The sequence below is a fragment of the Porphyromonas pogonae genome, from assembly GCF_036320655.1.
GTDB lineage: Bacteria > Bacteroidota > Bacteroidia > Bacteroidales > Porphyromonadaceae > Porphyromonas > Porphyromonas pogonae.
The window spans coordinates 1,104,069-1,115,966 of record NZ_CP143258.1; the positions used below are offsets into that span (position 1 = coordinate 1,104,069).

The window sequence follows — 11,898 nt, forward strand, 5'->3', positions numbered from 1 at the left end:
TTAGCGCCTTGCACTTTACCTTCTCTGCCCGGTCAAAGTGTCTTTTGTCGGCTTTGCCTCCAAAATCCATGAGACTGTTGACTTTTGCAACAGTCTCATGCAGGACGTTTTTTTAACTCTAAGGTTTGTATGATAAGGTTTAGGTTGGAAGGAGATAAACAAGAAAAGGAAAAACGATTTATTACAATCATCTTTCCTTAAAAGGTAGCCCATAGGGGAGTCGAACCCCTCTTTCAAGAATGAAAATCTTACGTCCTAACCGATAGACGAATGGGCCGGCCTAAGCAACTATATAAGTTGCGAGTGTCTCAACGAATTAAGCCATCTTGCTCAAAGTCTTGTACAACTTTGATTTCAAGTTTGCAGCTTTGTTCTTGTGGATAATGTTTTTGTTAGCCAAACGGTCAAGCATAGAAGCCACCTTTGGTAGCATTTCCTCAGCTTGAGCACGGTCTGTCAGCGCACGGAAATTTCTAACCGCATTGCGAGTGGTCTTCGCATAATAGCGATTATGCAGACGACGAGCGTTAGTCTGACGAATCCTTTTAATAGATGACTTATGGTTTGCCATTTCTGAAGTTTCTTTTTTTATAATTTTACTCTGTAGCCCATAGGGGAGTCGAACCCCTCTTTCAAGAATGAAAATCTTACGTCCTAACCGATAGACGAATGGGCCGGCCTTTTAGCAAAGCCGAGGTGTTACCCTCATTTGCGATTGCAAAGATAGTACAAAACTTGATATTACCAAATAGTCACTTTAAATTTTTTAGTAATCTTATGCACTATTTACTTTAACGAGCGTCCTTTTCTCAGGCTTTCCAGGTTGATACTCAGCGCTTCTACGGAAATCTGTATTTCCCATATGCACACACACAATGAAAGAGCCAATAATATCATACCCGAACCAAAAGTCCAGTCGGCAAGTGTATCCCAGTGAATATAGATAAAAAGCATAGCTGCTACGCAAAAGAGAAGACTGCCGATACCCAATAGCTGCATTGCTCTTACCAATTGTAATCTTTTGAAAAGGTTTTTGATCTGGAGCAAAGAAGTTTCTTTGGCATTGGGGTTGTTTTCATGTTCCGATTGCAGATTTCTTACAAGCTGGGCGTACGAAAGGAAACGATTGGTATATGCCAGCAGGATAAGTGATATTGCTGAAAAAAGAAGTGATGGGGTAGTAAGTGTCAATTGTTCCATACTTATTAATATGTGTATATAATCTGACTACAAAAGTAATAAAGAGAAGTTAGATTCGTTCTATGAATAATTAGAGTAAGTGAATATTATTCTGATTATTTTAAATGAAAATACTAACTTTGTAAACTAATTGGATATTAGGTCGAATTCGAATTATTATATATGAGATTAAAACATATCTTAATTTTCTGCATGGTTCCTATGTTATTAGGTTCATGTGGAGAATATGCCCAATTGCAAAAGTCAGGGGATATTGGCGAAAAATATTCTTACGCCAAGAAGTGCTATAATGAGAAGAAATATTCTCGCGCTGCCACTTTGTTGGAAGAAGTAGTGCCGGTATATAGCAACTCCTCGGAGGGGGCTCCATCCTTATTCCTTCTTGCAGACTCATATTATAATATGAATAGAGAAGCTGATGCTTCACTTACTTTTCAGCAGTTTTACAAAACCTATCCCAAAAACGCACAAGCAGAGGAAGCTTTGTACAAGGCTGGTGAGGGGTTATATAAAGTATCTCCCGATCCTCGTCTTGACCAGACAGCGACTTATGATGCTATCAAAGAGTTGAACTCATATCTTGAAAACTATCCTACAGGCAAATATGCCAAGGAAGTTACCAATATGCTTTACGAAATGCAAGACAAACTTGCATACAAGGAATATTTGGCTGCAAAGTTATATTACAACTTAGGCCCTTATATGGGTAATAATTATCGCTCGTGTGTGGTGACGGCCAAGCAAGCTATTGAAGATTACCCTTATTCAAAATATAAGGATGATTTGGTATTTATTATGCTCAAAGCCAAATATCAAGAAGCTCTCTATAGCCGTCAAGATAAAATGCAGGAAAGATATCGTGATGTAGTAGACCAATACTACACATATATCAATGGTTTCCCCAAGGGTAAGTACGTCAAAGAAGCCCAAAAGCTTTATGATGACACTAAGAAAAGAATTGTAAAAGTAGATTAAACAAAATAGTTTTTTTATAATACACCGATGGATTACAAGAAAATCAATGCTCCCCAAGACACGGTAACCCGTGATATGGTCAGACTAAGTGAAGATACTGAGAATGTATATGAAACTGTAATGATCATTGCTAAGAGAGCAAATCAACTTAGCCAGGAGATGAAGCACGATCTAGAACGCAAGTTGCAGGAGTTCTCATCTTATAGCGATAGTTTGGAAGAAGTCTTTGAAAACCGTGAACAGATCGAAATCTCACGTTTTTATGAAAAGCTTCCCAAGCCTACACTGATCGCTGCAAAAGAATATGAGGAGGGTATGCTTTATTATAGCATGCCGGGAAAAGCTAAAAAGATCTAACTTATGTGGCAGAGAGTTCAGACATTGTGGTTATTACTTGCCGGAGCTCTGATGACGCTCTTGCTGTTTTTTCCTATTGCTCTTTTTATTGACCCTACAGGTACCGGCTACGTGTTGGATGCAATAGGGATTCACAATAGTGCTAGTGGGCAGATTGTACAATCTACATGGGCACTTTTTGTACTTGATGCTATCATTGTACTTCTATCTTTTGTCACCATATTTCTATACAAGAAAAGGGTGTTACAAATAAGAATAAGTATATTCAACATCTTGGTTATAATAGGTTATATTATTTATGCGGGCATTATTTCATATCGTTTTACTCAAGCCATACAAGGCTCCTTCGGTATCAAATTTTGGCTGGCCATTCCTATTATTAGTATTGTAAGCTTATATTTGGCAGTAAGAAATATAGGAGCTGATGAAGCGCTTGTAAGAGCTTCCAATAGACTTCGCTAAGGAACGCATACTACATTATCATATCAATATAACAGCATTCGTATGGGTTACACCCTCAGGATGCTGTTTTTATTGTTTATTTGATTAGGCCGAGAGTATATCTTGAGACCGTTGCATAGCAGGCCAATTGCTTCGTTGCTTGCGAGATTCTCGCTTGGTCATTTACCTGAAGTAAACTCCCTGTGCACTCACTCTTAGCGCCTTGCACTTTACCTTCTCTGCCCGGTCAAAGTGTCTTTTGTCGGCTTTGCCTCCAAAATCCATGAGACTATTGACTTTTGCAACAGTCTCATCTTGTAAAAGTAAAATGCTATATCTGAAGTATATCAAACAATAGAGGAGCTATAGACCGAGATTGAATAAACAGAGGAATCTATAAGCAAAAGCGACTAATCTGTCTAGAACAGATTAGTCGCTCATTCTTTTATTCTCTTGGAATAAAAATAAAAGAAGCCGCGCGTAGATTGCGTAAACTCCGAATGATAGGATTTGAGGACGTCACCACCTTTGTAATCCGCTGTGCCCCGAAAGACATATTCAAAAGAATTGCGGCCCGCCATTAATGGATCGGCTTTATGCCTCGGAATTAAAATACTGATGAGTTTCCCAGATCGACAACGCGGCTTGCTATAACTCAATGTCTTTATTACAAAGATAACAATTGCTCTCACAAAAACAAATTATTTTATCTATTATTTACATTTATATACAGATATCACCACCATTGTTTACAAAATTTCTTTCTCTTTGCCATCGCCCAAATTTCTTGCTCTAAGGACTTTATATTTACTATTTCCAGTACCCCCAAAATAGGGCAAATACCTAATTTATTTGCTCTGAGTGCAAGAATGAATGGTTTTCTGTATGAAAAATCCGTCTGTAGTGAATTTGATACCTAACAATGATCAGCAATGATCAATAAATATCCATTGTTTTTATAACTTTGCTTATATTAATAATGAACTATCTATAATATGTTAAGAGTATTGTATCTGATATATTTTTGGCTTATTGTCTTTCCTGTTTTTTTTGTGCTTACTATGCTTTGTGCTTTGGTGACTTTTATAGGTTGCACCCTGGGCGGAAGTAAGTGGTTTAGTTTTTATCCGGGGATGGTGTGGTCCAGAGCTGCACTATGGCTCACGCTTTGTCCCATAGAAATCCGTGGTAAGGAAAATCTAAAGGATAAAAAAGGACCTTATGTTGTTGTTGCTAATCATCAAGGTGCATTTGACATATTCATGATGTATGGATATCTTGGTATACGGTTCAAGTGGGTCATGAAAGAAGGCATCAAAAAGATACCTTTCGTGGGAGTTGCCTGTAAAGCAGCAGGATTTATATTTGTCGATGGCCATAAGAGATCATCTATCAACAATACAATGATAGCAGCCAAAAGAGTGCTTGCAGAAAACACTTCTATTTTTATATTTCCCGAGGGGAGTCGCACTAAGACGGGACGTATGATTAGGTTCAAGAAAGGAGCATTTGTTATGGCTAATGAACTTCAGGTGCCTATTGTACCCATTTCTATCGACGGTTCTTTTAATGTATTACCTATTGGGAAGATATCACCTCGTCCTCATAAGCTTATTCTCACCATACATCCTCAAATCCGTATGGAGGAGATGGGGATATATCCCATGAATATACAATATACTGCACGTGAGGCCCAGGCTCGTATAGCTTCAGTATTGCTAAATGAACAAGAATGTAATGAGACCGGAAATTAAATTTACAACAACCTCTAAGGATATTAAATTTACTGCCAGTATCCAAGGAGAGGAAATCGGATATGCCACATTGGAATATGGCGGTGACGATAAAGTGGTTGCTACGCATACGGTGGTTAGACCTGATTATAGAGGTGGAGGCATTGCTGCTGAGCTTATAAAAGCTGTTGTCGAGCATTGCAGACTCCATCATCTCAAGCTCATTCCGGTGTGCTCTTATGCTGTAGTTGCTTTACAGAGGCACCCCGAGTGGCAGGATGTATTACATCATGACGCGAAATAAGAGTAATGAGATTGTCGAGTCTATTCGACTAAATGCAGATGAGCGGCAGGCTCAAATCTTACTGCGTTTTTTTAAGTCCGATAAAGGCCAGTATGGCGAGGGTGATGTATTTTTGGGAGTAAAAGTACCGGTGATACGTAAGCTCGTTGCTCAACATGGAGTTCGTGACTTGGATGTGCTGGACAGGTTGTTGAGAGAGCCATACCATGAAGTGCGCACTTTTGCTATCATATCATTATGTCAGGCCTATGCCAAGGCTTCGGATGATAACGGACGTAAAATGTATTACGATTTTTACATGTCACATACTCCTTATATCAACAATTGGGATCTTGTAGATATAAGCTGTTGTAGGATAGTTGGCGATTGGTTGCTTCGTGATCAGAGCCTTGCAATGAGGGAGTTGGATCGGTTGGCCTCTTCTACTGATCTATGGGAGCAACGTATTGCTATCGTAAGTACACAAGCATTTATTCGACAGCGCATCTTCGATCATACTATTCGTATCTGCACAGCTCTTTTGTATCATCCACACGATCTTATCCGTAAGGCTATAGGATGGACACTGAGGGAGATGGGCAAGAAGGATATACAGTTGCTTTACGATTTTCTTGATTCTTATGCAGGCACCATGCCCCGTGTTACTCTGCGTTATGCCATAGAAAAGATGCCTGCTGATCAGCGAAAATATTATATGCAGTTCAAAAGCTCTTATCTTGTCAAGGATATCGATGGGTGATTTATGTAGATAGGTGGCTCTATTATTACAGCCCTTGAATCTATGACAATCGAATCCGGCAAATGCAGGTTGTAAGTTATTGCCAAAAGAGTGTAAAATACTTATGTGTATAGAGTTTGAAGCCTCGCAATCCGATAAAAATCATTACTTTTGCGCAAATAAACATGTAATCGTTATTTAATTATAGAATATCAAAAATATGATGGATAAAGTTAGTTATGCATTAGGACTTAGTATCGGTAATAACTTCAAGTCGTCGGGCATCGACAGCATTGTATCGGAAGACTTTGTAAAAGGTGTACAAGATGTATTGCATGAAAGAGAACCTGATATGACTTACGATCAAGCTAAAGAAGTTATCAATAACTTCTTTATGGAGTTGCAAAAGAAAGCTATGGAGCTTAATGAGCAAGCCGGTGAAGAGTTCCTGAAAATAAACGGACTTAAAAAGGGCGTAACTACATTACCCAGTGGTGTACAATATGAAGTAGTCACTATGGGCACGGGTAATAAACCTACCCTAAAGGATACGGTACGTTGTCATTATCATGGTACTTTGATCAATGGAGTTGTTTTTGATAGTTCAATGGATCGCGGTGAACCTGCAGAATTTCCTGTAAGCGGAGTTATTGCCGGCTGGACGGAAGTATTGCAAATGATGCCTGTTGGTTCTAAATGGAAAGTTACAATTCCCAGTAAATTGGCTTACGGCGAAAGAGGTGCCGGACAGATGATCCAGCCTAACAGCACTCTTATTTTTATTATCGAACTTCTCGATATCGTATGATTTCATACGGATCAGTAAACAATAATTGAGTTATTATGTCATTGAGAAAAAAAGCCTGCATTCCTTTTGTGGGTTTGCTATTGACAATCGGCTACTCTTGCTCTACGTTGAGAAATATCGATAGCAAAGTAGTACAGATGGGAGCAATGACCACCAAGTCGGACTCTGTATCATATGCCTTTGGTGTAGCCAATGCTGATGCTTTTAAAAAATCGTTGAAAGAAGTCCCCGGCAATCCTCTTAATGAACGTATCATTGCCCAGGCTTTTCAAGACGTTTTCGCCGGAACTCCCAAGATCAGCAGCAATGTGGCTGATTCGATGTTGAGAGCTTATTTCACAAAAGCTGCCGCCCAGAAAAATAGCGAATACGCCGAAAAGAATAAACAGGCCTTGGTTGATAATAGTCGTAAGCCTGATGTCGCCGTTACAACTAGCGGACTTCAGTATAGAGTATTGAAGATAGGGCAGGGGCCTAATGTGACAGTTCAAGACACCGTAAAAGTGCATTATATAGGTAAAACAATTGATGGCAATGAATTTGATAATTCATATAAGAGGAACGAACCGGTAAAGTTTTCTGTTTTGAAGGTAATACCGGGTTGGACCGAGGGGCTTTGTCTCATGAACAAAGGAGCCAAATATGAGTTTTATATTCCGGCCAACCTTGCCTATGGTGAGCGTACGCTAAAAGAGATCCCGGCCAATTCGACTTTAATCTTTGAAGTTGAGTTATTAGATGTGTATAAGGGAAAAGCAAAACCTGAAACACAGGCTCCGGGAGCTAAGGGTGTCGACTCCTTGAGTAAAGCTTCTACACCGTTACAAAGTAATAAGGTGTCGGATTTGAAAAATAAGAAGAAGTAATAAGAATAAATTAAAATTATTATTAAAAGATTTAATTATGAAAAAGTTAACTATGGCTCTTGCCGGTGCGGCTTTGTTGCTTGGAGCTGTTTCTTGTAACAAAAGTGGTTCTAAGAAGGTAGAGCCTAAGACCGAAAAGGATAGCCTTGCTTGTGCTATCGGTATGATGTATGGAGACCAAATGGCTCAGACCATCCAGATGTCTGCAGAGCAGGGGCAGAAGATTGATTCTATGGAATTTCTCCGTGGTTTTAAAGAAGCGTTGAAAGACAGTACTCGCTTTTCTTACTATGCAGGTGGTCTTACTGCGATGAATATTGGCAAGCAATTGAGAGCTGATTCTGTGGATATGGACAAATTCTATGAAGTATTTCATGCCAAGATTCTCAGAGATTCATTGAACAAGCCTATGTCTGATAGCGTAGCTCAAAATTTCATGAACAACTACCAAAGTCGTAAGCAGAAAGCTGAAGCTATGAAAACTTATGGCAAGAATATCGAAGACGGTAAGAAGTTTATAGAAAAATTCCGCACAGAAGCAAATGTAAAAACTACTCCTAGCGGTCTTTCTTATATCGTCCTCAAAGAAGGTACAGGTGCTACTCCCAAAGCTGAAGATAAAGTAAAGGTAAAATATGTAGGTACTTTGATCGATGGTACTGAGTTCGATAAGAACGAAGAAGGTATCGAATTCAATGTAAATGGCGTAATCAAAGGCTGGACAGAGATGTTGATGTTGATGAAAGAAGGCGAAAAGGTAAAAGTTGTTATCCCTCAGGAACTCGCTTATGGCGAGCGTGGCAACTACTCTATACCTCCTTTCAGCACATTGATCTTTGAAGTTGAGTTGGTAAAAGTGGTGAAATAAAATTCAATCTTGATAAAATAAAATCCCGATGGAAATTATTCCATCGGGATTTTTTTATTCTATAATTTGATTGTGATCTATGCTTATAGCTTTTATAGAAGTGTTGATATTTAATAAGATCCGTAAATAGTTTTACATTGCTATTTGCGGATCTTGTTAATTGGTGGGATCCCGGCACTTTTTAGTTAGTTGAGACCGTTGCATAGCACGCAAATTGCTTCGTTGCTTGCGAGATTCGCGGTTGGTCATTTACCTGAAGTAAACTCCCTGTGCACTCACTCTTAGCGCCTTGCACTTTACCTTCTCTGCCCGGTCAAAGTGTCTTTTGTCGGCTTTGCCTCCAAAATCCATGAGACTGTTGACTTTTGCAACAGTCTCTAGTTACATTGTATTATTTTTCTAACTACGTCGCATTATTTTTCTAACTAGGCAAAAAAATTTTCTTAGTTGAAAAAATATCAAAGCGTAGTTAGGAAAATATTTTTTTCTAACTAAGAAAATACAAACTCCTAACTAAGAAAAAATAATCACCAATTTAGGAAATAATGTAGCCCGCTTCAGACCCCAAAATTATCATTTATTACGCAAAAGAAATCGTGATAAGTATTGACTTGATTTTGAATTATTATACCCGATAAAAAGAACATTGGGAGAATGCTCATCATCCACACCCAAATGGTTTTCGAAAGAAACTCGATCTACTGTTTAGGTATAATATTTTGTAGCTGACCTTAATTTTGATATCAATTGCTTATAAGCTCATATCAAGAAAGCTAAACTAAATCTACGAGCCTTCAATATGAATGCCTTCAGAGCTGAGAAGCTTGACTGTTTTTTGATGGTTTAATGCAATTAATTCCCCTTTTATGGTGATTTTTTATCATATAAAACCCCCTTTTTAGGGGATTTTTATCACATTTTAAAAAAGTTATCTTTGCCCGTGGAAATTTTAAACAATTATGATTAAATCAAAAATTACATTACTACTTATGCTTCTGCCCACATTTATTTATGCGCAGCAAGCTACCCTCAGAGGCCGTATCCTTTCTACGAATAACGTCCCCGTCGAAGCAGCCAATGTTTACATAAGCCCCAAGAGTCAAGGTGCGGTCAGTGACAGCAAGGGGTATTATGAAATAAAGAATATTTCTGCCGGAAATCATACCGTAGTGATCTCTAAGGTCGGCTATAAAACAACGAAACAAAATATTAAATTATTACCCAACCAGCACAAAGAATATAATTTTATTCTATCAGAGCAAAATATTGCACTTGATGAAGTCATTATTTCTCCTTCTACGATATTGGGCAGTAAGCATGCTGTCCTCAGCCGTACAGGATCGGCTTATTACGTATCGCCGGAAGAGATTGCAAAATTTAATTATACTGATATCAATCGTATATTGGCTAAAGTTCCCGGAGTAAACTTCTATGAAGAAGATGGGTTTGGCCTGAGACCTAATATTAGTTTGCGCGGATCATCACCGGGTAGGTCTTCCAAAATTACAATTATGGAGGACGGTATTTTAGCCGCTCCTGCTCCTTATGCTTCTCCGGCAGCTTATTACTTCCCCACAATAGGACGTATGGATGCAGTGGAAGTACTTAAAGGAAGTAGTCAGATCCAATACGGCCCATTTACCACTGGTGGAGCTATCAACATGATTTCTGCACGTATCCCTGAGAAATTTCACGGGAGGGTAGATGCCGGATATGGTTCTTATAATACTGTACGTATGCGCACTACGGTAGGTAATACTTACAAATATTTCGGATATGTGGTAGACTATTTGAAGCACTCATCTGATGGGTTCAAACAAATCGACTATGCTGATAAGAAAGGGTTTGACAGGAATGATGTTGTGGCCAAGATGAGATTCAATACGGATAGAAGTAAGGATATAGTACACAAATTGGATCTTAAGTTTCAATATTCTGATGAACTTTCTGATGAAACTTATTTGGGGATTACAGAAGCTGATTTTAAAGTTTCGCCATTGCGCCGTTATGCTGCATCTGCCAAAGATCGTATGAAAACAGATCACAAGCAATATGCTGCTACTTATAGCCTAGATCTGAAAAACCAATTCCATTTCAATATCACAGCTTACGCCAACGAGTTTTCTCGTAACTGGTACAAGCTTGACAATATTACCGTAAAAGACAAGAATAATAAGGATCTGAAAATCTCATTGGCATCAGTGCTGGCAGATCCCAATCATAATCAAGAATACATACAGCTACTCCGTGGCGAGATTGATAATGAAAAAGGAGCATTGTCTGTAAAAGCCAATAGCAGGAAGTATACAGCCAAAGGCGTACAGATGAAAGCTGACTATCATTTCTATTGGGGAGAGACGTTCAATGATATTGAAGCCGGACTTCGTTTCCACAAAGATGATGAAGATCGATTTCAATGGACTGATAGATATGATATGAAAAACAGTACCATGATATTGACCAAAAAAGGTATACCGGGCTCAAGTGATAACAAGATTACTTATGCCAATGCTACCTCGGCCTATTTGCTTTACAAATTCAGATATAAAAATGTTTTTGTTACCCCGGGTGTAAGATATGAGCATATTACCATAGGTCAAAAAGACTATGGTAAGAAGGATCCTGAGCGTGAAGGTGGAAGTCTCAAAGAAAGGAAAAACAATATTGGCGGTACCATCATACCGGGTATTGGGGTTAATTACAAGTTTACTCAAGAACTATCTGCTTTTGGTGGTGTACACATGGGATTTGCCCCTCCGGGAAGCAAAGAAGATACCAAACCAGAAAAGAGTGTCAATTACGAACTGGGAGCTCGCTATAATACATCACGTTTTTATGGTGAGATCGTAGGTTACTTCAATCATTACAGCAACCTTCTCGGTAGTGATCTCACTGCTTCAGGTGGTACAGGTACACTTACACAGTTCAATGCAGGTGCTGCCAACGTAAGCGGTTTGGAACTTCTACTCAACTATGAGTTGTTTTCCAAGAAATCAGAGTTTTCACTTCCTTTATCTTTGAGTTACACTCTTACAAAAACTTCATTTAGAAATGAATTTCACAGTGAAAACTGGGGCGAAGTGAAAAAAGGAGATGAGATTCCATACATTGCTAAGCATCAGTTGAACCTTGGGGCAAGCTTTGGTTATAAATGCATCATGCTTGCAGCCAATGCACGCTACAGCTCAGGATTTCGTACGCAAGCTGGCAAAGGAGCTATCTCTCACGAAGATATCGCAGGAAAAACTTTTGTAATAGATGCCAGTGCAAAATATAAACTAAGCAAACTGGTTACACTCAGTTTGTCAGCCAACAATCTATTCAATCAAACTAATATTGCAGCACGCACGCCTTATGGAGTTCGTTCAGGACTCCCCAGAAGTGTGATGGGCGGAGTTTCAGTCAATTTTTAATACCCGAGCCATAAGTCTCAAAGTAGAGGACTTCTTTCATTATAATTGAGTAACGAAAGATTCTTCTACTTTAGACTTATGTCTGTTTCAGTATATCAGTCCAAATTTTATTGATAGACATATACCTTATAAAGAATAAGAATGGTGCATCTATCCAAACCTCAATCAATATAAAGCGGAAATGCATATTAGGAGATAGAATAAATATATGTTTT

General features: G+C 38.7%; 12 protein-coding genes and 2 tRNA genes. 10 read left to right on the forward strand and 4 right to left on the reverse strand.

The window, feature by feature from the left end:
• Positions 1-205: 205 nt before the first annotated feature.
• From VYJ22_RS04195 to VYJ22_RS04210, 4 genes are all read right to left on the reverse strand, one after another.
• Positions 206-277 (reverse strand) — tRNA-Glu (locus tag VYJ22_RS04195).
• A 39-nt stretch (positions 278-316) separates the two neighbouring features.
• Positions 317-571 carry a 30S ribosomal protein S20 gene (rpsT, locus tag VYJ22_RS04200; protein ID WP_329905235.1) on the reverse strand — a complete coding sequence of 85 codons (255 nt, stop codon included), beginning with the start codon at positions 569-571 and terminating at the stop codon, positions 317-319.
• A gap of 33 nt (positions 572-604) precedes the next feature.
• Positions 605-676, reverse strand: a tRNA-Glu gene (locus VYJ22_RS04205).
• Positions 677-786: 110 nt separating this feature from the next.
• Positions 787-1,200, reverse strand: coding sequence for a DUF2721 domain-containing protein (locus VYJ22_RS04210; RefSeq protein ID WP_329905236.1), 414 nt, complete (start codon positions 1,198-1,200; stop codon positions 787-789).
• A gap of 162 nt (positions 1,201-1,362) precedes the next feature.
• Here VYJ22_RS04210 and VYJ22_RS04215 point away from each other — a divergent pair, with 162 nt between their 5' ends.
• From VYJ22_RS04215 to VYJ22_RS04260, 10 genes are all read left to right on the forward strand, one after another.
• On the forward strand, positions 1,363-2,175 hold the full coding sequence (locus VYJ22_RS04215) for an outer membrane protein assembly factor BamD (protein WP_329905237.1): 813 nt from the start codon (positions 1,363-1,365) through the stop codon (positions 2,173-2,175).
• A gap of 27 nt (positions 2,176-2,202) precedes the next feature.
• A complete protein-coding gene (locus VYJ22_RS04220; RefSeq protein WP_329905238.1) occupies positions 2,203-2,532 on the forward strand; it encodes a DNA-directed RNA polymerase subunit omega in 330 nt (109 codons plus the stop codon).
• Between the two features lie 3 nt (positions 2,533-2,535).
• Positions 2,536-2,994, forward strand: coding sequence for a DUF4293 domain-containing protein (locus tag VYJ22_RS04225; protein WP_329905239.1), 459 nt, complete (start codon positions 2,536-2,538; stop codon positions 2,992-2,994).
• Positions 2,995-3,968: 974 nt separating this feature from the next.
• The gene (locus tag VYJ22_RS04230) at positions 3,969-4,727 is read left to right on the forward strand and encodes a lysophospholipid acyltransferase family protein (RefSeq protein ID WP_329905241.1); all 759 of its coding nucleotides are present in this window, start codon (positions 3,969-3,971) and stop codon (positions 4,725-4,727) included.
• On the forward strand, positions 4,711-5,010 hold the full coding sequence (locus tag VYJ22_RS04235; protein WP_329905242.1) for a GNAT family N-acetyltransferase: 300 nt from the start codon (positions 4,711-4,713) through the stop codon (positions 5,008-5,010). The genes VYJ22_RS04230 and VYJ22_RS04235 overlap by 17 nt, the downstream gene beginning before the upstream one ends.
• Entirely contained in the window at positions 4,997-5,749 is a 753-nt protein-coding gene (locus VYJ22_RS04240) for a DNA alkylation repair protein (protein WP_329905243.1), read from the forward strand. Before VYJ22_RS04235 ends, VYJ22_RS04240 begins: the two co-directional genes overlap by 14 nt.
• A 202-nt stretch (positions 5,750-5,951) precedes the next feature.
• Positions 5,952-6,536, forward strand: coding sequence for an FKBP-type peptidyl-prolyl cis-trans isomerase (locus VYJ22_RS04245; RefSeq protein ID WP_329905569.1), 585 nt, complete (start codon positions 5,952-5,954; stop codon positions 6,534-6,536).
• Positions 6,537-6,571: 35 nt separating this feature from the next.
• The gene (locus tag VYJ22_RS04250; RefSeq protein WP_329905245.1) at positions 6,572-7,402 is read left to right on the forward strand and encodes an FKBP-type peptidyl-prolyl cis-trans isomerase; all 831 of its coding nucleotides are present in this window, start codon (positions 6,572-6,574) and stop codon (positions 7,400-7,402) included.
• A 37-nt stretch (positions 7,403-7,439) separates the two neighbouring features.
• A complete protein-coding gene (locus VYJ22_RS04255; RefSeq protein WP_329905246.1) occupies positions 7,440-8,270 on the forward strand; it encodes an FKBP-type peptidyl-prolyl cis-trans isomerase in 831 nt (276 codons plus the stop codon).
• A gap of 959 nt (positions 8,271-9,229) precedes the next feature.
• The gene (locus VYJ22_RS04260; RefSeq protein WP_329905248.1) at positions 9,230-11,683 is read left to right on the forward strand and encodes a TonB-dependent receptor domain-containing protein; all 2,454 of its coding nucleotides are present in this window, start codon (positions 9,230-9,232) and stop codon (positions 11,681-11,683) included.
• Positions 11,684-11,898: the final 215 nt, after the last annotated feature.

Excerpts from the sequence above, each read along its gene's own strand:
- VYJ22_RS04250 (WP_329905245.1), top strand. The coding sequence starts at position 6,572 with ATGTCATTGAGAAAAAAAGCCTGCATTCCTTTTGTGGGTTTGCTATTG.
- VYJ22_RS04225 (WP_329905239.1), top strand. The coding sequence starts at position 2,536 with ATGTGGCAGAGAGTTCAGACATTGTGGTTATTACTTGCCGGAGCTCTG.
- VYJ22_RS04220 (WP_329905238.1), top strand. The coding sequence starts at position 2,203 with ATGGATTACAAGAAAATCAATGCTCCCCAAGACACGGTAACCCGTGAT.
- VYJ22_RS04235 (WP_329905242.1), top strand. The coding sequence starts at position 4,711 with ATGAGACCGGAAATTAAATTTACAACAACCTCTAAGGATATTAAATTT.
- VYJ22_RS04260 (WP_329905248.1), top strand. The coding sequence starts at position 9,230 with ATGATTAAATCAAAAATTACATTACTACTTATGCTTCTGCCCACATTT.
- VYJ22_RS04240 (WP_329905243.1), top strand. The coding sequence starts at position 4,997 with ATGACGCGAAATAAGAGTAATGAGATTGTCGAGTCTATTCGACTAAAT.
- rpsT (WP_329905235.1), bottom strand. The coding sequence starts at position 571 with ATGGCAAACCATAAGTCATCTATTAAAAGGATTCGTCAGACTAACGCT.
- VYJ22_RS04245 (WP_329905569.1), top strand. The coding sequence starts at position 5,952 with ATGGATAAAGTTAGTTATGCATTAGGACTTAGTATCGGTAATAACTTC.
- VYJ22_RS04210 (WP_329905236.1), bottom strand. The coding sequence starts at position 1,200 with ATGGAACAATTGACACTTACTACCCCATCACTTCTTTTTTCAGCAATA.
- VYJ22_RS04215 (WP_329905237.1), top strand. The coding sequence starts at position 1,363 with ATGAGATTAAAACATATCTTAATTTTCTGCATGGTTCCTATGTTATTA.
- VYJ22_RS04255 (WP_329905246.1), top strand. The coding sequence starts at position 7,440 with ATGAAAAAGTTAACTATGGCTCTTGCCGGTGCGGCTTTGTTGCTTGGA.
- VYJ22_RS04230 (WP_329905241.1), top strand. The coding sequence starts at position 3,969 with ATGTTAAGAGTATTGTATCTGATATATTTTTGGCTTATTGTCTTTCCT.